This window comes from Peribacillus sp. TH16, from assembly GCF_016651095.1.
In the GTDB taxonomy this organism is placed as follows: domain Bacteria; phylum Bacillota; class Bacilli; order Bacillales; family DSM-1321; genus Peribacillus; species Peribacillus butanolivorans.
Genome location: NZ_JAEKEM010000002.1, coordinates 73,687 through 92,799, shown reverse-complemented (window position 1 = coordinate 92,799; position 19,113 = coordinate 73,687). Strand labels below are relative to the sequence as shown.

Sequence of the window (19,113 nt, the reverse complement as noted above, 5' to 3'; positions counted from 1 at the left end):
GGGCATATGCTAATCGTTGAGGTAGAAGACTAATCCAGCTTACTGACATCCGCCAGTCGCTGTTAAGTGGGAATTTGTACTTTTAAACATTTATCTAAATTTTTAACCCAAGGTGTGGGTAGACACTTCCAATTGTTACTTATAACAATTCACGGTTTTTTGCTCGATTTGCTTGATGCATTAAATTTTTGATTCCAATGTGTAAATGTTCAAACCGGCTGTCCTGACTATCCCCATTTTTCCAACGATAATAAAGCTGCTGAAGGACAACGGCTATCTTATAGAAGGCAAAGGTTAGATAATAGTCAATATCACTGAGACTGTTGCCACTTTTTAATGCATAAAGGTTGGCAAATTCCCTACGTGTTAGGAATCCTGGCTTGCTAGTAACGGAGGTGAGTCCTGTTTCGGTTTCACCTGGCTCGGTCCAATAAGCCAAGCTGATGGCGAGATCCGTTAATGGATCACCGATTGTGCTCATTTCCCAGTCAAAAACAGCCACGGCTTCAGGGCTATTGTAGGAGAACATCATATTATTCAATTTGAAGTCATTATGCACAATACTGGAAAGTGACGAGGAGGGAAGCTTGCCGAGCAGCCACTGCTCGGTTTCACCTACCCCGTCTAATTCATCTGTTTTCGACCGTTCGTAGCGTTTAATCCAGCCTTTGACTTGACGTTCGAGATATCCATTCGGTTTGCCGATCATATTGAGCCCGGCTGCTTGATAATCAATGCTGTGTAAACGTGTAAGTGTATCGACAACCGTTTCCGAGACTGCCTTAGCATATGCTTGATTTCCATCCAACTCAGGGGGAAGGGAATCATCAAGGACAAGCCCTACCTTCTTTTCCATTATATAAAATTGCTTATCCGTAATGGCTGGGTCATCACAATATAAAAACGGTTTTGGTGCCAAAGGAAAAACGGGATTAAGCTTGCCCAAAATCGTAAACTCTCGCTTCATGTCATGTGCATTTGGCGGGAGGTCTCCGAATGGTTGACGACGGAAAACACCCTCCCACTTTCCGATATTGATTTGGTACGTAATATTCGAGTAACCTGCAGAGAAAGCTTTAGCCTGCAGTGAATCATTCGGTAAAAAAGGAATATGTGAGCGGATGTAGTTTTCGATTACGTTCCAATCAATTTGACTGGCTTGTGTTTTGGACTGGTTTTTGGACATTGGATTCCCCCCCCATGAACTCCTTGAGTTCCAGCTTGGCTACTACGCTGCGATGGACTTCATCCGGACCGTCATAGATTCTGGCAGTCCGTGCTTCACGGTAAAAGCCTTCAAGTGGCGTATCCCCTGTAATTCCGAGAGCGCCATGCACTTGAATGGCTCGGTCGATGACATCATGCAGCACTTTTGCTCCAAAATATTTGATTCTTGAGATTTCCTTACGAGCTTGATCACCATTGTCCAATTTCCAGGCAGCATGGAGCGTCATTAGACGAGCAGCTTCAATATCAGCAGATGAATCAGCAATGAAGTTTTGGATCGATTGGAACTCGGTTAGTGTTTTTCCACGTGTCACACGTCGAGAAGCGTAGTCAAGCATTAAATCGAAGCTTCGTTTCGAAACGCCAATCCAGCGCATTGCATGGGTGATTCTTCCTGGTCCAAGCCTTAGTTGGGCAAGCCTAAACCCTTCACCACGCTGTCCAAGAAGGTTTTCTTTAGGAATGCGGCAGTTCGTATACCGCACTTCACAATGGCCACCAGTATAATGATCGCCGATAATAGGTACTTCACGAACGATTTCAAAACCAGGATTATCAGAATCGACGAGAAACAAGCTGAATCTTTGATGACGTGGAGCTTCCGGATCTGTCATCGCCATTACAATGGAAAACGATGCACCTATAGCGCCTGTTGTAAACCATTTATGGGCATTAATGACCCATTCATCGCCCTCCAGTTCAGCTCGGGCCTGAAGTGTCGTAGGGTCCGATCCGGAAACTTCTGGTTCTGTCATCGCAAAACAGGAGCGGATATCACCGTTGGCAAGAGGCACCAAGTACTTCTCTTTCTGCTTCGGGGTGGCTGCCTTCCATAGAATTTCCCCATTTCCAGCATCAGGTGCCATAGAGCCGAAAATGTATGGACCAATTGGACTTCTACCAATTACTTCAGACAGTAAACCGAGGGAAACGAAGCCCATCCCCATTCCATTAACTTCTTTTGGTAAATGACCGGCCCATAATCCAAGCTCTTTCACTCGTTCCTGTAATGGTTTTAAAATATCATCCGGCAGGCCGCGATGTGGAACCATATATTTTTCATTTGGGTAAACGAACTCGTTCATAAATGCAGTTGCTTTTTCAATCATGATTTGTTGTTCTTCAGAAGGGTTAAAATTAAACAAGAAAATCACTCCTTTAATTTTTTCATTGGTAATACATGCAAGAATAATGCCAGGTCAAGGGCCGTTTAGGTGCGTTCTAATTCTAAAACACATGATTACAATTCGAATCGAGGTGCAAAGTTTTTTTGAAAATAATAATAGGATTGAGATGTATTAGAAAATGAGAAAACTTTGAAACTATATAACTATCTTTAATCAAGCTATGATGAATTTATGTTGCTAATGTGATCGGATATGGAATCATGGGAGGGAGGCATATAAAAAATAACAGGGTGACATAGAGAAGAATTGATTTGTAAGGAACTACGGGACATTAAACGGAAAGGTTTCATTTTAGATTCAATCACTTAAAAGCTAAAAGAGCAGCCAACTGATTACGATCATCCAGCTAGTAAGGGAAAGAAGTTCTGGAGACTGGTAACAAGAAGGTAACACTAAAGTATGGAATAATATCAATAATCTATTATTAATTTAAGGAATACACCCTAGTAGCTTTTTGGCAAAATGCAAGGGCGGCATCATTCAAGGTAGCGGGGGCGTTGCTCGATCTTGGGAGTCGGATGTAGGTAAATTAGTGAATGCATTTATATTCCATGGATCCAACCAACTCTAGTTTAAATTAGATTTTGAAAGTGATTACATTATTCATCAATGATTCCAAATAGAATCGGTCCATTTTATCGAGGATGCCTAGGACAGTGCTTTAAAAAGCTCTTAGAAAGACACCCTGTAAAAAAATAAATAGTAAGCGTATTTGTAAGTAGCTGTCGTCCAAGCTGTTTCTGTTATTATGAATCGAGAAGCAAGTACAGGAAAGGCTGTTTCATTAACCCCAGAATCAGGAAAAAAGGGGCTAACATTGTCGTTTTTCCTGATCCCAGCTACCCGAGGGGATTCAGCCTTGGAGTAACAGTAGGGAATTGCTCTCCTGAAGGAAAAAAACTGGCTTTGTTATTGGGAAAATTCAGTTCCTGTTCCAAGTAAAACAACTGAAAGGTTGGGAGAAGCAGTATGGAAGGCTAGTGGCTATATCGTAATCGGCGTGATTGAAAGAGACAAACAATTCAGTATGAATACTATCTTGCTATGTTCTTCACCATAAAAATATGAATTTTCTGAAAATAATTGAAATGGTAAGACGGAATTTAAGATCAGATTAAATGTAAGTATTCGGTGCAGTAAATCACATCGCTACCTGAGTTAAAAGCCGTTCGTGATGGTATTTCAAGTATTTTCACACGTCCTCTAATAAATGGTTAGGTAACTACTACTATCCTTGCTGGAATCACAGGTTCTGCATCAGGAGGAATGGGAATTTCTCTATGCGTTAATGGCAGATAAGTACATCCAAAATACAGACCAGTATCCGTTTGAAGTAACATCGAGTAGTTTCTAGTAGTTTCAATGGCTGCCGGAGGGATGGATTCCTTCCTCACAATGGTGAGGTTATTACTTTACTTGTCATTACAGGACTAACACACCGTCAATCGTACCGAGATATGTTAGTGTCTTATTTATATAGGGAAAGACTCTCCACCGGCACATAAGTTTCACACTCCCTATGCAGGGAAAAGATGTATATATACTGAATAATATATAGAGAGAGAGATGAGAAAGGTAACAGCTGTATGAGGGGCAGGGTGATAAAACGATGTGTTAATGTTTTTCAGAGTCTTTGTGTGGATTGTATTTATAGCTTTATTAGCATATGTTGTTCTTTCCTGGAAATTTAAAGATAAGGTAAGTAGGCAGATTGAAGCGATTAGGAAAACTTGGTATGTCATTTTTATTTTGGGAGCATTGATTTATTGGAGTTTCTATCCGAAAAGTATATTCATTGAGTGGAAGAACTTTTTGATTATGGCGATTGTGTTTGTTCTGGTGGATATGTTTGTGTTTTTGAGTATGTATATATCCAAAATCGGCGATAATGAACTTTCCTATGCCACAAGAGCTGTTGCGGAAAGTGACAAACTTTTAACGGACAACCGCGAAAAGGTAAAAAATATGTTTCACCTTTTGAAAAAAGAGGGAATTCCGGAGTATTATCAAACGAATAAGGAATACCTAGCTTACTTGAGTATTCTGCTTCAGGCCTATGCCGCTAAAGAGGGAATGAACGTGAAGATTCTCCCTTTTAAAACGGAACAGGACAAGCAATTGGTGCTAAATGGGCATCCGAACTTGAATGGCAGTATCATCCGTGCTACATTGGAAAGAGAAGATACGTATTATAACGATGAAGAAAAAATGGCATTGCAGCCTGTAAGTATTTTAATGGAACCCTATATCCTAAATGTTAAATCAGAAAGCTTCGTTTCAGAAGTGGATTGTTTATTAATAGCATTATTGATCATGATGTTTGATATGGTCATAAAACAAAAGCAAGGTGGTGAAGGATGAATGAGCATTTATGATAAAGCAGGCAGCGAGATTTCAGTTGCTGTAATCAAACCGCAGGTCAAGATTCCCGATGTAGGCTTAAGCCCTCATACTAAAAAGGTGATGAAACAGAATGAACGCATTATCCTGAATCAAAAAGAAAAAACTGCACGATTCAGCCGATTAAGAGACGTACTATAAGAATAAGGGCAGAGGAAAATTCCTCTGCCCTTATGATATTTAGAGGAAATATGCATATACTATTCAAAACTAAAGAATAGGAAGGGTCTTTCAGTATATGAACAAAAAACCCGAGAGAGTGAACATCCCGACCCCCTCCGCTTCACCATCTGAAAAACGGATACAAAAAGAAAATGCTGATTTGCTGAAGCTTCTGCAAAGGTTGAAAGCGAAACGTTGGCTCTTTTTACGATAATGGAAAACCAGTGTATAATAAACACTGGTTTTTGTATTTATTTAGAAGTGCAGGAATCATTCTTGATAGTATCGGATATTCTTTCGTCCAGACTCTTTAGCCTTATACATTGTCCAATCCGCTTTTTTCAATAGTGACTCCATTTCGGTACCGTTGTCAGGATAAAAACTTATCCCGATGCTTGCGGAGACAAAATAAACATTTCCATTAATGTGAATGGGCATGGTGGATAATTGTTTTAAAATGAATTCAGCCTTTTGTTGGGTGCTTATTAAGAGATCCTCACACTGAGATGTAGGTAACAAAACGATAAATTCATCCCCGCCGATTCGTGCCACATAACTATCCTCGGGTACAAATTGCAATAGACATTCAGCCGTCCTTTTAATAACAGAGTCTCCAACATCATGACCAAAAGAATCATTGAAATATTTAAAATGATCCAAATCAATATAAAGTATAGCCATTTCATTGTGCATTTTATCCTTATTATAATTGAAATAATTATAAATGAAGTTCCGATTATAGAGACCTGTCAATGAGTCCCTGATAATCCCATTTTCAAGAACGATTGATTGACTGATTAAAGTTGCCAAAGACTTAATGAGTATCACATCATACTCTTTGAAATCAAAAGGTTTAATGTCAAAAGCACAAAGTGTCCCGAAGATATTCTCCCCATTTGTAAGGGGATAGCCCATAAAACATCCGTTTCCAATAACCTTCGTTATAGGATGATCACTTGTCAATGGATGTTGCTTTAAGTTGGGGATAACAAGCGGTTCCAAATCATTTTCAACAACTAATTTGCAAAAAACCATATTATAAGGAAGGGTGTCTCCTTCAAATATTAACTCTGCATTTCGGTTAAAAGATTTGATCATAAAACTTTGTAAGGGAGTACGAATAGAAAGGAAGAATGTATTGACCTCTATCGTATGTGCTAATAATGCTAATACCTCCTTAGCGATAGAGTCGAAATTTTTATAGTAATTGATATCATGCTGAATCATTTTCAGGCTCCCCTTTTTCTATAGTCTTTTTAGCTTTTCTGGATTTTTTCATAAACAACTAGAAAGACTCAAGAGCAATATATTGATTGCCGTGACAGTTTGAATTCATTTATAAGGACACATAATGTTATCGATTATGTAAGTAACACTCTCTATATTTCTAAGTTCAGTATGTTTTGTCAGTATACTCATGACCCTTATTATATTTCGGATAAATTGAAAAATCATTAAATTCCTTACCCTCATTTAAAATCTTCCTTATATACCTTTTACATAAGCATTAGTCAATATATTGTCATTCATACGTTTCCTCTGCAAAATCAATAAGACGTGATTTGTATCACTTCTCGATGAAAGTCCATTATAATAAGTAACTAATCTAACTATCATGTATTATACTGTACATGAAATGGTAAGAGTACCATTTACCTAACACACCTGGTATGATTTATCATATTATCTGCAAGGTTGCGTTTGTAAGTTTCTTTAACGAACGACTAAGTCCTTATGAATTTTGCAGATAAAACATGCGTGGAGATAATTTATAAAATTGTTTTGGAGAGGATAAATAAGAAAAAGAGTCAACTTACATACAGGAAATTCAAAAGGGGATCATTATGGGAAAATTAGAAAATATATACCCAATTGCAATAGAGAATACAAAACAAAAAATCATCCAGGATATGGATTTTTATTTAGAGAATCAAGAGACATTACCTTCTTATTCGACGTACATATCTGACAGGATGTCTTATATAGAGCAGATATGGATTAATGTCTGGTTGAGTAAGGCTTCAAACGATGTGCCTAGAAAAGAAAAAAGGGGATTTTTAAACGAAAGGGGCTTTGTTACTGAAGGGTCAGATCACAAGCTAATCAACAGCTTGTTCCGCAATGAATTAAAGAGCTATCGTCCTTTTGATGTTTTAACCTGGATTAAAAAAACCTTCTCTGAAAATCAGGAAGAATGGGAAAAGAGATATAAAAAAGCAAGGGAAAACTTCTTTAAACGACAAGAAGAACAACGGCTGGCTAATGAGCGGTGGAAAGTACGTCAAAGGCTTCAAGACGAAGCTAATACTTTTTTTGAGGAGAGTTCGTTTCTTTTATATTTGCATGTTAGGTATTATATCGCTGAAATATTAGTAGCTGATCTGCAAAATAAACCGAAATTTCAATATGTTACCCCATATATGCTAGAAGAACAATTGGTGGAAGCAGGTTTGTTTGAATCAACAGAATACTTAATGGTGACTGATTTTTTTGAAGAACTAACAGGTGATATACACTCCTTGTTTGATTGGGGGAAGAATCATTACGAATATGAAAATTATTTTTATAGGTATGAAAGGTTAATTTCAGAGTTTATTTTAGGATTCGCCCCCAAAAAGTTCATTAACCATTTACCTGTAACACTGCACCATGATTTTTTGGAAGCATATGGGGAAAAATTGACTTCGGGAGCCCTTCAAGGAATGCTTCGAGATGAATTGGCTGATTTGTCACAGGCTTGTTTTGATGAACTTCAAGAAGAATACCTTTCTGATTTACTGAAACTTGCGAAGACTCCTTTTAATGAATCATTGCACCAGAAAATATTTGAAGAAGATGAGGAGAACAGGGAAAGAAGAAAAGCTGAAGCATTAGCGGAGCAAGCCAGAAGGCAAGCAGAAGAGGAAAGGATTATTGAAGATATTTTTGGAAAGGCCTATACTCCTTCATTAGGAAAAAGGGTTAGGTATGTTTTGCATATCGGTGAGACCAATACTGGGAAGACACATCAGGCACTCAAAAAAATGAAGGCAGCCGAAAGTGGTTTATATCTTGCCCCGCTAAGACTTCTAGCACTAGAAGTCTTTGACAAGCTAAATGCAGAAGGGGTGCCTTGCTCATTAAAGACCGGTGAAGAAGAAAAGTCAGTGGAGGGTGCTAAACATTTCTCTTGTACAGTCGAAATGTTTCATGAAAAAGACTACCATGAGGTAATCGTCATTGACGAAGCCCAAATGATTGCAGATAAAGATCGTGGCTTTTCTTGGTTTCGAGCAATCACGCAAGCAAATGCTAACGAAGTACACATTATTGGGAGCAGGAATATAAAAATGATGCTTCTCAACTTATTAAATGGAGCAAATTTGGAACTGCATGAATACACACGGGACATTCCCTTGGAGATAGAACCAAGAGAGTTTGGATTGAAGTACACCAAAAAAGGGGATGCGCTTATTTGTTTTTCAAGAAGGCAGGTTCTAGAAACTGCCTCCCGTCTCCAAGGGAGTGGGCATAGTGTCAGCATGATATATGGGAGCATGCCCCCTGAGAATAGAAAACGACAAATTGAGCTTTTTAATCGTGGCGAAACATCTGTTGTTGTTGCCACAGATGCAATAGGAATGGGATTGAACTTGCCAATCCGTCGCATTGTCTTTCTTGAGAATGAAAAATTCGACGGGACACGCAGAAGAAGACTGACATCACAAGAAGTTAAACAAATCGCAGGACGGGCAGGGAGAAAAGGTATTTACGACACCGGAAAGGTTGCTTTTACAGCAGAGATAAAAATAATGAATAAACTGCTTGAACAGGTAGATGAGCCCGTTCAAACTTTTACTATAGCTCCTACTTCTGCAGTATTTGAACGTTTTCAGAAGTATTATCGGCATCTAGGAACATTTTTTGAATTGTGGGAGAAATTCGAGCCCCCAAACGGAACTAAAAAGGCATCCCTCACAGAAGAACGCGAGCTTTACGAGTTGATTCGAGATACTGAAATCGAAGCACGTTTTTCGTTAATGGATTTATATGGATTCCTACATCTACCCTTTTCAGCTAAAGAACCTAGACTTATCCGGCAGTGGCTAGAGACGGTCGAAGCCATTGCCGAGAGCAGCAATCTACCAGATCCAATCATCAAGACAAGGAATCTAGAGGAATTGGAACTTTCCTATAAAGCCATAGGTCTACATCTTTTATTTCTATACCGAATGGGAAGAAGAACTGAAGCCATTTATTGGGAACGTGTCCGTGAAGAGATCAGTGATGGTGTTCATGATCAGTTAAAAGATGAAATGATTAATTATCAGAAAAAATGCAAGCGATGTGGAAAAAAGTTGCCGGATAGCTTACGGTTTCAAATTTGTGACGCATGCTATCATAAGGGTCAAAGAAGAACACACAGATCCAAATAGCTGAACTTGTTTAAGGAAATTGGCAACTGGTGAATTTTAGAGACAGATCAACCCGAATAAATACGCCTTTAAAAAGCGTCGTTATTCGGGTTGTTGGTCATAAAATGATTATTTTTACACTTAGTCATTTCTTTTCGACTGGGCAATAATGGCGGCCTGCTGCTTCATTCTTTTATCGGCTTTCTTATCATGAACGACCAAGATTGCATGAATCAAACCCGGTACATAGAAAAATAGGGTAAGAATCAAATTAAGCACGGCCTGAATTGGTTTGCCTGCTAATAAGACTGCTAAAGGCGGGAAAAGAATCGCGATTAAATAAAGAATAATAAACACTCTCCAAATATAATAATTTTCATCTAAATATAACATTATCGCTATATAAACACTATGTTAGCCATAAAAAAATATAGCAGCTTTTACTATTTAATACTTCTTTTTTTCGGACTAGGGAGGATATACTGATTCCCAATTGACTTGCACATTCTTGTAATGAAGTTGAACGACTTAATGCACGTGAAATATAAGCCTGTTCAAATGAAGTAACAGCTTCCTTTAATGTGCGGTGCTGGTCGAGTTCACTCCATTCTTCACTTTTTTCTAAACGAGATCTGTGTCTAAGCAAATTTTCAGGTAGATAATCAGTTGTAATCGTTGTACCTTCACTCAAATGATATAGCCGCTCCATCAAGTTTTTCAATTCACGAATATTACCAGGCCAGCCATATGCCATAAATTGCTGTAATACTTGATTGTCCACTTTCTTTTTTATGTGGTATTTTTGTTAGAATTGTCTCAGATAGTAAAATACAAAACTTGGAATATCCTCTTTTCTTTCCCTTAATGGTGGTATATGAATAGATAATACATTCAGTCTATAGTATAAATCCAAAATGAATGCTTTCTTTTTGACTAGTCCTTCGATATCCGCATTTGTGGCAGTAATGATACGGACATTCACTTCTTTCATTTCTGTTCCACCCAATCTCCTTATTTTATAATCCTGTACCACATTTAATAGTTTAACTTGAAGCGAATAGGGGAGATCACCTACTTCATCCAAAAAGATGGTACCATCCTGTGCAGCTTCAAATAATCCTTTCTTCGCCTGACTGGCACCAGTGAAAGCACCTTTCTCATACCCGAATAATTCTGATTCCAAAAGATGATCAGGTATCGCTCCGCAGTTAATTTTAATTAATGGACCTTTTCGTTTACTTTGCTCGTGAATGAAATTAGCCAGGACATCTTTCCCGACTCCAGATTCTCCTAACAGTAATATCGGTAAGTCATTCTCAGCAAACCTTTCTGCAAGCGACATCACCTGCATCATGTTCTTACTCTGATAAATAATATGCTGTTGATTGTCTATTTCATTCCGCAACCGCTCTAAGTTCTTTTGATACATGTCTTTGATTTGTTGTGTTTCTTCCAGTTCTTTTTGCAGCCGGTTCATTTCTGTTATATCCCGTAGGTTGGAAACAACGAACAATATTTCATTATCTGCATCTAAATAAGGAGTGGCTGTGACGATACACTTTTTCCCGTGTTCATATTCAATAATTGTCGTACAAGCTTGTTTCGTTTCAAGGACAATCGCAGCGCTAGTTTTTGGAACCGCCATCATTTCTACAGCATCGTAAATAACATAGGAATTTATAAATGAATGAGACAAATTGGTCATTTCTAATAAGGCTTCATTATAGAGAATCGGATAACCTTCTATATTACATACGAAAAGACCATCAGATGAAGTATTTAATACGTTTGATAACAGTGAGAGCAAATCATTAACATTCTGGGTTTCGAAATACCGAGTTTTATAAATAAAATTCCCTCCTCATCCTTTTTATAGAAATTATTGCATAGCGATAGATGATGGTCAATATTGATCATCTTGTCAAAAGTGGATAGTCAAAAATGAACATGGTATTAAACCATTAGTAGTTTTGATAATACTTTCGATGCTGGTATGGAAATTGCATATTAAGTAATAAAGAAAAGAGAGAGTGCTATAATTTCTGATTCACATGATTTGAAAGCGCTACCTTTTCGATGTAAATAACTAAATGGAGGGGAAATAATGAGAGAAAATGAGGAGATTTCAAACATTACTTTATATGAAATGCTTGAACAATCGGTTTCTAAATGGTCGAAAAATGAAGCCATATCTTATAAGGGAGAAATATGGACTTATACTCAATTGAAAAATCAGGTCGATGCTTTTGCTGCTGGCCTACAGAAAGCGGGCATCAAGAAAGGGGAAAGAATTGCTTTGATTCTTTCCAATTGCCCGCAATATGTCGTTGCCTATTTTGGGATATTAGCCATTGGGGGAGTAGTTGTTCAAATCAACCCGATGTTTACGAAAAGGGAGATTCAATATATTGTTTCTGATTGTGCTGCAGAAACAATCATCGCCTTGGATTCCCTTACTCCTATCATTAAGACAATTCAAGCTGAGACTACTATAAAGAATATCATTTCTGTTAGCATTAAACCATCAGCCTCAAGCGATTTAGTCAAACATAGCTATGAATCTATTATTAAAGCAGGAAGCAGTCTATTTGAACCGGTTATGTTAAATCCGAAAGAAGATCTTGCTGTAATCCAATATACCGGTGGCACGACAGGCCGTTCAAAGGGGGTCATGCTTACTCATCGTAATCTAGTTGCGAATATTGAAAGGCATAACATGATCTTGAAGGAGACAATGATACCGGGCGTGGAAAAGGTCCTAACTGTTATTCCCTTATTTCATGTGTACGGAATGACCATTTGCATGAATCTAGGAATATTACAAGGTTCTTGTTTAATCCTTCTTCCAAAATTTCATTTAGAAGAGGTGTTAAACACAATTAAATGGGAAAAACCTACTCGTTTTGCAGGGGTTCCTACTATGTATACAGCCCTTAATAATCATCCGGAGGCTGAAAAGTTTGGGCTCAATTCAATTAAACTTTGCCATAGTGGATCATCACCATTACCGGGTGAAGTGATGGATGAATTCGAGCGAAGGACAGGAGCGGAAATTTCCGAGTCATATGGGTTATCGGAGGCAGCCCCAGGGGTTTTGTGTACCCCTTCTTACATAAAGCGGAAAAACGGATCCGTGGGTATACCTTTACCATATACAGAGGCAAAAATCCTTGACCTTGCTACAGGATTATATGAAGCCGACATAGGCGTAGTAGGAGAGCTGGTAATAAGGGGGCCGCAAATTATGAAAGGATATTGGAATATGCCAAAGGAAACGGAAGCTTCGTTAAAGGATGGCTGGTTATATACAGGAGATATAGCCAAGAAGGACGGTGATGGATTTTATTACATTGTAGATCGGAAAAAGGATTTGATAATAGCGAGCGGATACAATGTTTATCCTCGGGAAGTGGAGGAAGTTCTTTATGAACACCCGTCGATTTTAGAAGCGGTTGTAGTTGGGATTAAGGATGATTACCGTGGAGAAACGGTTAAAGCGGTTATCGTGCTGAAGGAAGGCAAATATTTGACGAAAGATGAATTGACCATCCATTGCCAAAAATATTTATCGCCCTACAAAGTGCCAAAAGTTGTGGATATACGTGAAACGCTTCCGAAAACCAGTGTAGGCAAGATTTTACGAAGAACCCTAAAGGAATAAAAAAATGATGGATAATTCTTGAAATTTAATTTATTTGGAAGGAGCAATATTAATGCAAAAAACAAAAGGAATATACGGCGGCAGTTTTATTGTGGAAGACCTAAAAAGTGATACATGCGTTACTCCAGAAGATATAACAGAAGAACAGAAATTGTTTGTTAAGATGACTCGTGACTTTGTCATAAACGAAATTATTCCTAATGAAGAAAAACTAGAAAAGTTAGACTATGAGCTTACTAAAACATTACTTGGGAAAGCGGGGGAAATCGGTCTACTGGGGGTGGATGTTCCCGAGCAATTCGGCGGTTTGGAACTTGATAAGGTTTCTAGTACCTTTATTTCAGAAGCATTATCAAAAACTTCATCATTTCTATTATCGATTGGCACACAGACTGGAATTGGTTCTCTTCCAATCGTCTACTTCGGAACACTCGAACAAAGACAGAAGTATTTACCTGATATCGTAACAGGAACTAAAGTAGGTGCTTACTGTCTTACGGAGCCATCCGCTGGTTCTGATGCACTTGGGGCGAAAACTACAGCAGTTCTTAGCAGGGACAGCAAACAATACATATTGAATGGATCCAAAGTATTTATTACAAACGGAGGTTTTGCGGATATTTATATCGTTTATGCAAAAGTAGATGGAAAACATTTTAGTGCGTTTATCGTGGAAAGAGATACTCCAGGATTTACGGTTGGTCCTGAAGAGAAGAAAATGGGACTTAAAGCATCTTCCACCTGCCCGCTTTATTTTGATAACGTGCATATACCAGTCGAGAATTTGTTAGGAAAAGTCGGTAAAGGCCATTTGATTGCCTTTAATATATTGAATTTAGGCCGTCATAAGCTTCCCACCAATTGTCTTGGAAATGCAAAAGAAGCGCTTGAATTAAGTGCTACTTATGCGAATGCTCGTACCCAATTTGGCACTACAATTGCTAAATATCCACTGATAGGAAAAAAACTTGCTGAAATCAATATCCTGATTTATGTACTAGAAACAATGGTATACAGAATTGCAGGAATGTTTGACGATTCCATGCGGGATATAGATCATTCTTCTCCAGAAATCGCGAGCCAGTCAGAAAAGGCCATAGCTGAATATGCCATCGAATGCTCCATAGTTAAGGTGTTTGGTTCAGAAGTGCTCGACTTTGTTGTAGATGAAGGTGTACAAATTCATGGAGGATACGGATTTATCCAGGAATACAAAATTGAACGGATGTACCGTGACTCACGCGTCAATCGTATTTTTGAAGGGACGAATGAAATCAACCGTTTGCTCATTCCAAGTACATTATTCAAAAAATCAGCTAAGGAAGCATCTCCATTAGTGCAACGAATGGAAGAATTTAGAAAGGAGGCAGCAACCTTTATCCCACAAAGTTCGTTTACTAATACATTAGCTAAAGAATCGTATTTAGTGTCTATAGCTAAAAAAATGTTTTTATTTATAGGCGGTATGGCAATCGGAAAGTATGGAGAGGAACTTGAAAAAGAGCAGGAAATAATGACGAACTTAGCCGATATGTTGATTCAAATTTTCGCAATGGAAGGCATAGTAGGTAGGACAGAAAAAACAATTTCCAAAAACGGAGAAAACAAAGTATTAAATGCGATTGAAATGACACAGGTATTTGTACATGAAGCTTTTGAACAAATTCATGCATCGGCTCTAGAAGCATTAACTACCATGGAATCTGGAGAAGATTTGGAAAGGCAGAGAGCCATTCTATCAAACCTTTTCGAACATTCACCAATAAATAAAACAGCACGAAAAAGATCCATTGCGGAACGTATCGTAAAATCAGAAAAATACACTGTCTAAGTTGAAGAAAAAGCACTAACTATCGCGTTAGTGTCTTTTTTTATCTTTTTAAACTGATTTCGTTTCATTATCTATAAGTCTATTTGAGAATAGTATGGCACCCACTTTACATTCGGCAATCCATTCAATTTGTTCTTTAACCCTTTTTTGCGCATATGTATCCTTAAATTTATCATCTGATGTCACTCGATGCATCAATGCCGGGTCTACAAAATGTATCAATTCAATATCGAATTGCGGGGCTTTTTCTATGTATTCTATATAAGAATAAATGGATTTTATGCTATGGATTAAGGGAGAAATATAATCAGGAAATTTACAAATACTTAAACGATTTGATTAAAGATGAAAATAGAATACTTGCAGTGACCCAACTATCAATGGTTGAGGCAGCAGAGCAGTTTGAACATTTGACAACTAAGACTATAATTAATCCATTGAATGTATGAACAGATTCCGTGATTGATCAATTAGATCTTCGGAAGAAACCATCAATGAAAGATGGTAGAAGTTAAAGTGTTTTGAAAAAAATTAATTGGATTTATAAAATATAAAAAAACATGAAGACTTCCTCTGAAAAATCCACAATTTAGAGTCTTGTATAAAAGAACATTAATACTGCCCCAAATTAGGGGCGATTCAACTGTCTGATGAAACTAAAGGGTCCTAAGTATATAAGCTAATGTGAATTTTGCGTTTTACTAAGAATCGCATCAGAATTGGGGAAATCCATATGCAGAAAGATTTTTCTTAGTTTTCTTTATTTCGTATTTGTTCACGGATTGTTTCAAGTTCTTCTAAGGATAGATCACCTAGAGATTTTTTTATTTCTTCTTCAATCCTTTTTCGATCAAGCTCCCTATATTTATTCCACCAGTCTCGTAATCCTTCCGTGTTTTCTAGTAGATATTCAATGTCGATTTCTTCTTGTTCATCATCGGATAAATACTTCATGACGGCACCTAACAATCGGTTGAGTTGAACTATTTCATTTTCCTTAACTAATGGTGAGACCTTATTTTCATTCTCTTCATTATCTTTGTTTGCCGGTACATTTCGAGGTGTCATATATATTATCCTCCTGTTTTTAATAGTAGTGTTCCTAAAAGAATGGAATTCAATTTATTTCTAATTAATTTTCTATAGCCGTTACTATTCCTAGCTTGAAAAATCTTGTTGCAGAGAAAAGATATTAACATTTATGCTTATTACTAATTTCAACATATACCTCGTTAGAATATAAAATATAACCGTCAACCTGTAAATTAGTGATAAAAGTAAGGTAGAATTGTAAGTAAGATATCTCAAAAGGATAAATAAATGTAAAAAACGGTGGGGCAGCTCTAAGTTATTCCTTGATATATTCACCATATAAAGAGGAGGAATCACTTACGCAAATTGTTAAGTACGGAGATTATTTAAAGTACATACATTTAGCAGATACAGTCCGTCATCAATCGGGAACTGGCGTATATCCATCCTCAGATTTCTCTCAATGTACGAGTTAAGTAACCGGGGACAACTGAGGTATAATTGACACATGAAATCCGAGGAGTGTTGTTGTACCAATGATTACAAACGAAAACATAAAGCATGTGGCTATTTATTTGCGACTATCAAGAGATGAAGAAAACCGAGGGATTGAAAAAATCCTCGCTAGCCACAGAAATTCATTAACGGAACTTTCCTATGAAAACGAATAGAAACTCACTAAGGTATAACTAATAGTTCAATAATGAAAACAAAAAAAGACGCCCCGTTGTGGGACGCCCGATTCCTTCACATGCAAGTTGTTGACGAATGGGTCTTAGACGGCGATTACACGCAATTTTCATTATCTAGTGAAGCACATCAACCAGGGCGGTTTAGTGAACAAATAAAAAAACATCCCCGAAAGGATGTCTGTTTTCATTTATTCATTATCCTTTTCAATTTTCATTTCGTTCACTATATTTCTGAGTTTTTCGGTATACTCTTCACCTGTAAGAATACCCTTTTTTTCAATAAATTTACTAAAGTTAAAACAGTGGCCATTTGTATGTCCTGCTTACTTAATTTGCCAACATCCAAATTTTTAAATTCATCTTGAGCACTCATATTATCACTTCCTTCAATTTACTTCGTTTCACCAAATGGAACGGTTTTACATGCTTAAAAAAAGGACTTCGCTTATTAAGCGGGGGTCCTTTTAATATTCATATTCATCTATAATTGGTTTATACCATTCATAGTTATATTTTTGTTCCTCCGCAATTTTAATTTTTTGATATTCATCTTTTGGCATACCTTCCCAAACTTTTGAAGCGCCATGGTCAACTTATAGTTGATTTAGGATTCGTATGCGGGGTTGTGTCCAAGAAAGCACCGCTCAAGTACATTACTCCATAACCGAATATCATGGTCATGACGGTGAAAATGTAGCCAGCTAATATTAGAAAATTTTTCATTGGTAGCATATGTAATTTTCTAAGGTCATTTCAAATGACCTTAGGATTTCAACTATATAAAATCCGACTTTCAACATTACGCAGCTCTCCAGACAAACGAATGACAGCCACAATATATTGTGGCTGTCATTCGTTTGTCTGGATGTTTCATTTGAAGATACTGTTGTATCGCTCGAAAAAGTTCATTATTCTTCGGTCGGTTAGGGTTATATATTTTTTGTAAACTATTTGGCTTTTCCATGGCTTCTCCTACTTTCCAATGACTAATATTCGTACAGGCGGTACTTGATACGTAGTTCCTCAAGCTCCGCCTTTTTCTTCATAATGTACAAACAACATCAAGTAAATTGCCAATAGAAGGTGCAAATAAAGTGGAATATTCTTATCGTTTTGAATGACAACAAATATGAAAATTCCATATAGCAAAATTGGAATTGTTAAAATGATTCGTGACTTTGTCACATGCTCACCTCCTTTTTTTCCACTCTTCAAATGCTATGTTACTCGCAATAATTTCAGCATTCATATATCCCAATCCACTTAGAGTAACTTCAATTTCATCAGCGCTCTTGTTATCGAATAATCGTAGTTTGGGAACCAGAGCGTAAGCTCCTTGTTGTTCAATTGTCACAGCTACAGTTGTTGTATCACTAAGCAAATCCAAATCGCTGATGTAATACTCCATTGTCCTCATGGCTAGGAAATCGGTGCTTGTATTCTTACGGAAAAACAAATCTCCTAATGTTTCGATAGCAATTGATAATATTTCTGGTTTCATGTTTTATCCTCCTAATATACTAAATATTCTGATGCTTTAATACTAATTTACTATTTTTATGCTGGCAGTCTTTATTTCATCCAAATAAAAAAAGGTCGAAGACATAAATGTCCTCAACCGTAATTCATTTCATCGTAATATGGCCATTCATAGGATTCAAATGGTAAATCCCACAATTTTGTTACTGTTGAAACATGTTTTTTCGGTTTGTATCCATTTTCTACAAGCATGTCATTCATCAGCAAAAAGCATTCAGTTTGTGATTCGTCTGGGTTTTTGTAATGAGCGTTTCTGTAACGGTTAATGAATTTCTTCATCATGTAAAGCTCTGTTTGTTTTGGACGTTTAAATGAAAGATGCCATTTTTCATTTTCGTTCAGTGTAATATCGAGCTTTTCATTTAATAGTAATGGATTCATAGATTTTTTCCTCTTGTTTGGTATCGTCACTAAAAACACCAATCCTATCCTTTAAGCGTGTAACGTCATGACCTTTAATTATTGCGGACCTTTTGTTTTTGGTTTGTTGAACATCATCACCTTATGGCTTAAGCCATAAGGTGCCATAGGTGCGTGTGTTGGCATTGAGTAAGTATTGTACCAGTAGGGCTTGGCCCTGCATGCTGCTGACATATATCGGCACATTCATAACCATATCCTCCATGGGATTCGCACCAATCCATACATTGTTCATAGGATGAAAATGGTTGACGATACAAAGACAATCACTCCTTATCTTAATCTTATTTTTCACGATATTATATTTAGCTGTATACTTTTGGGTGATTGTCAAACATAGATAGAAAGGCTTATGATGGTGCAGGATTTTGAAGATGGTAACAAACGAAAGGACCGAAAAATGGTCCTTTTTCATTTGATGAAATATCAACATAATTATTTAACAGAGCTTATTTGCAAAAAAATCATCCCCAAATTCTCTACTAACTAGAGGGGGAAATATTACGGGGAAATTAGCAGCGAAGCTTTGTAAAATTTATAGGGTAAAGGCCAAAGGTTGAGCATGATC

The 19,113-nt window shown here is 37.3% G+C and carries 20 protein-coding genes and 2 pseudogenes; 9 read left to right on the top strand and 13 right to left on the bottom strand.

The window, feature by feature from the left end:
- Positions 1–139 precede the first annotated feature (139 nt).
- Positions 140–1,186, bottom strand: coding sequence for a phosphotransferase family protein (locus JFV29_RS00415; RefSeq protein ID WP_201180572.1), 1,047 nt, complete (start codon positions 1,184–1,186; stop codon positions 140–142).
- Complete coding sequence (locus JFV29_RS00410; protein ID WP_201180570.1) at positions 1,146–2,372, bottom strand: acyl-CoA dehydrogenase family protein; 1,227 nt, start codon at positions 2,370–2,372, stop codon at positions 1,146–1,148. The genes JFV29_RS00415 and JFV29_RS00410 overlap by 41 nt, the downstream gene beginning before the upstream one ends.
- Before the next feature lie 790 nt (positions 2,373–3,162).
- On the opposite strand from JFV29_RS00410, the pseudogene JFV29_RS31525 reads away from it, so the two are divergent.
- The 4 genes and pseudogenes from JFV29_RS31525 to JFV29_RS00395 form a co-directional block, all read left to right on the top strand.
- Positions 3,163–3,465: pseudogene (locus JFV29_RS31525) on the top strand (nitrilase); the annotation flags it as partial.
- An 89-nt stretch (positions 3,466–3,554) separates the two neighbouring features.
- A pseudogene (locus JFV29_RS30095) lies at positions 3,555–3,919 on the top strand (GntP family permease); the annotation flags it as partial.
- A 112-nt stretch (positions 3,920–4,031) separates the two neighbouring features.
- Complete coding sequence (locus tag JFV29_RS00400; protein ID WP_201180566.1) at positions 4,032–4,775, top strand: type II toxin-antitoxin system SpoIISA family toxin; 744 nt, start codon at positions 4,032–4,034, stop codon at positions 4,773–4,775.
- Positions 4,776–4,955, top strand: coding sequence for a hypothetical protein (locus JFV29_RS00395; RefSeq protein ID WP_053346023.1), 180 nt, complete (start codon positions 4,776–4,778; stop codon positions 4,953–4,955).
- Between the two features lie 291 nt (positions 4,956–5,246).
- Here the strand turns inward: JFV29_RS00395 and JFV29_RS00390 are convergent, their stop codons facing one another.
- A complete protein-coding gene (locus tag JFV29_RS00390) occupies positions 5,247–6,203 on the bottom strand; it encodes a sensor domain-containing diguanylate cyclase (RefSeq protein ID WP_201180564.1) in 957 nt (318 codons plus the stop codon).
- A gap of 617 nt (positions 6,204–6,820) precedes the next feature.
- On the opposite strand from JFV29_RS00390, the gene JFV29_RS00385 reads away from it, so the two are divergent.
- The gene (locus JFV29_RS00385; protein WP_201180562.1) at positions 6,821–9,391 is read left to right on the top strand and encodes a helicase-related protein; all 2,571 of its coding nucleotides are present in this window, start codon (positions 6,821–6,823) and stop codon (positions 9,389–9,391) included.
- Positions 9,392–9,511: 120 nt separating this feature from the next.
- Here the strand turns inward: JFV29_RS00385 and JFV29_RS00380 are convergent, their stop codons facing one another.
- From JFV29_RS00380 to JFV29_RS30085, 3 genes are all read right to left on the bottom strand, one after another.
- A complete protein-coding gene (locus JFV29_RS00380) occupies positions 9,512–9,718 on the bottom strand; it encodes a YqaE/Pmp3 family membrane protein (protein WP_201183272.1) in 207 nt (68 codons plus the stop codon).
- A 61-nt stretch (positions 9,719–9,779) separates the two neighbouring features.
- Complete coding sequence (locus JFV29_RS30090) at positions 9,780–10,151, bottom strand: helix-turn-helix domain-containing protein (RefSeq protein WP_342366464.1); 372 nt, start codon at positions 10,149–10,151, stop codon at positions 9,780–9,782.
- Positions 10,152–10,175: 24 nt separating this feature from the next.
- Entirely contained in the window at positions 10,176–11,177 is a 1,002-nt protein-coding gene (locus JFV29_RS30085) for a sigma-54 interaction domain-containing protein (RefSeq protein WP_446728207.1), read from the bottom strand.
- Between the two features lie 297 nt (positions 11,178–11,474).
- Between JFV29_RS30085 and JFV29_RS00370 the strand changes: the two genes are divergently transcribed.
- From JFV29_RS00370 to JFV29_RS31305, 3 genes are all read left to right on the top strand, one after another.
- Complete coding sequence (locus JFV29_RS00370; RefSeq protein ID WP_201180561.1) at positions 11,475–13,031, top strand: long-chain-fatty-acid--CoA ligase; 1,557 nt, start codon at positions 11,475–11,477, stop codon at positions 13,029–13,031.
- A 52-nt stretch (positions 13,032–13,083) separates the two neighbouring features.
- The gene (locus JFV29_RS00365) at positions 13,084–14,862 is read left to right on the top strand and encodes an acyl-CoA dehydrogenase family protein (protein ID WP_201180559.1); all 1,779 of its coding nucleotides are present in this window, start codon (positions 13,084–13,086) and stop codon (positions 14,860–14,862) included.
- 179 nt (positions 14,863–15,041) lie between these two features.
- Positions 15,042–15,311, top strand: a complete 270-nt coding sequence (locus JFV29_RS31305) for a hypothetical protein (RefSeq protein WP_201180557.1) — start codon at positions 15,042–15,044, stop codon at positions 15,309–15,311.
- Between the two features lie 301 nt (positions 15,312–15,612).
- On the opposite strand, the gene JFV29_RS00355 is transcribed toward JFV29_RS31305, so the two are convergent.
- On the bottom strand, positions 15,613–15,930 hold the full coding sequence (locus tag JFV29_RS00355) for a hypothetical protein (RefSeq protein WP_242485260.1): 318 nt from the start codon (positions 15,928–15,930) through the stop codon (positions 15,613–15,615).
- A gap of 500 nt (positions 15,931–16,430) precedes the next feature.
- Here JFV29_RS00355 and JFV29_RS30865 point away from each other — a divergent pair, with 500 nt between their 5' ends.
- Positions 16,431–16,565, top strand: coding sequence for a hypothetical protein (locus JFV29_RS30865; protein ID WP_274606893.1), 135 nt, complete (start codon positions 16,431–16,433; stop codon positions 16,563–16,565).
- 244 nt (positions 16,566–16,809) lie between these two features.
- Here the strand turns inward: JFV29_RS30865 and JFV29_RS00350 are convergent, their stop codons facing one another.
- The 6 genes from JFV29_RS00350 to JFV29_RS00325 form a co-directional block, all read right to left on the bottom strand.
- Positions 16,810–16,959, bottom strand: coding sequence for a hypothetical protein (locus JFV29_RS00350; RefSeq protein ID WP_201180555.1), 150 nt, complete (start codon positions 16,957–16,959; stop codon positions 16,810–16,812).
- Between the two features lie 426 nt (positions 16,960–17,385).
- On the bottom strand, positions 17,386–17,550 hold the full coding sequence (locus tag JFV29_RS00345; protein ID WP_201180554.1) for a hypothetical protein: 165 nt from the start codon (positions 17,548–17,550) through the stop codon (positions 17,386–17,388).
- A 59-nt stretch (positions 17,551–17,609) separates the two neighbouring features.
- Positions 17,610–17,771 carry a hypothetical protein gene (locus JFV29_RS00340; protein WP_201180553.1) on the bottom strand — a complete coding sequence of 54 codons (162 nt, stop codon included), beginning with the start codon at positions 17,769–17,771 and terminating at the stop codon, positions 17,610–17,612.
- 4 nt (positions 17,772–17,775) lie between these two features.
- On the bottom strand, positions 17,776–18,087 hold the full coding sequence (locus tag JFV29_RS00335; protein ID WP_201180551.1) for a hypothetical protein: 312 nt from the start codon (positions 18,085–18,087) through the stop codon (positions 17,776–17,778).
- Between the two features lie 113 nt (positions 18,088–18,200).
- Entirely contained in the window at positions 18,201–18,506 is a 306-nt protein-coding gene (locus tag JFV29_RS00330) for a hypothetical protein (protein ID WP_201180549.1), read from the bottom strand.
- 121 nt (positions 18,507–18,627) lie between these two features.
- Complete coding sequence (locus JFV29_RS00325; protein WP_207205064.1) at positions 18,628–18,975, bottom strand: hypothetical protein; 348 nt, start codon at positions 18,973–18,975, stop codon at positions 18,628–18,630.
- Positions 18,976–19,113: the final 138 nt, after the last annotated feature.

Bases quoted from the DNA above. Each gene is read 5' to 3' on its own strand.
- JFV29_RS00400 (WP_201180566.1), top strand. From the start codon at position 4,032: ATGTTTTTCAGAGTCTTTGTGTGGATTGTATTTATAGCTTTATTAGCA.
- JFV29_RS00385 (WP_201180562.1), top strand. From the start codon at position 6,821: ATGGGAAAATTAGAAAATATATACCCAATTGCAATAGAGAATACAAAA.
- JFV29_RS00370 (WP_201180561.1), top strand. From the start codon at position 11,475: ATGAGAGAAAATGAGGAGATTTCAAACATTACTTTATATGAAATGCTT.
- JFV29_RS00365 (WP_201180559.1), top strand. From the start codon at position 13,084: ATGCAAAAAACAAAAGGAATATACGGCGGCAGTTTTATTGTGGAAGAC.
- JFV29_RS30865 (WP_274606893.1), top strand. From the start codon at position 16,431: ATGATTACAAACGAAAACATAAAGCATGTGGCTATTTATTTGCGACTA.
- JFV29_RS31305 (WP_201180557.1), top strand. From the start codon at position 15,042: ATGTCACTCGATGCATCAATGCCGGGTCTACAAAATGTATCAATTCAA.
- JFV29_RS00335 (WP_201180551.1), bottom strand. From the start codon at position 18,087: ATGAAACCAGAAATATTATCAATTGCTATCGAAACATTAGGAGATTTG.
- JFV29_RS00330 (WP_201180549.1), bottom strand. From the start codon at position 18,506: ATGAATCCATTACTATTAAATGAAAAGCTCGATATTACACTGAACGAA.
- JFV29_RS00345 (WP_201180554.1), bottom strand. From the start codon at position 17,550: ATGGAAAAGCCAAATAGTTTACAAAAAATATATAACCCTAACCGACCG.
- JFV29_RS00415 (WP_201180572.1), bottom strand. From the start codon at position 1,186: ATGTCCAAAAACCAGTCCAAAACACAAGCCAGTCAAATTGATTGGAAC.
- JFV29_RS00395 (WP_053346023.1), top strand. From the start codon at position 4,776: ATGAGCATTTATGATAAAGCAGGCAGCGAGATTTCAGTTGCTGTAATC.
- JFV29_RS00350 (WP_201180555.1), bottom strand. From the start codon at position 16,959: ATGAGTGCTCAAGATGAATTTAAAAATTTGGATGTTGGCAAATTAAGT.
- JFV29_RS00390 (WP_201180564.1), bottom strand. From the start codon at position 6,203: ATGATTCAGCATGATATCAATTACTATAAAAATTTCGACTCTATCGCT.
- JFV29_RS00355 (WP_242485260.1), bottom strand. From the start codon at position 15,930: ATGACACCTCGAAATGTACCGGCAAACAAAGATAATGAAGAGAATGAA.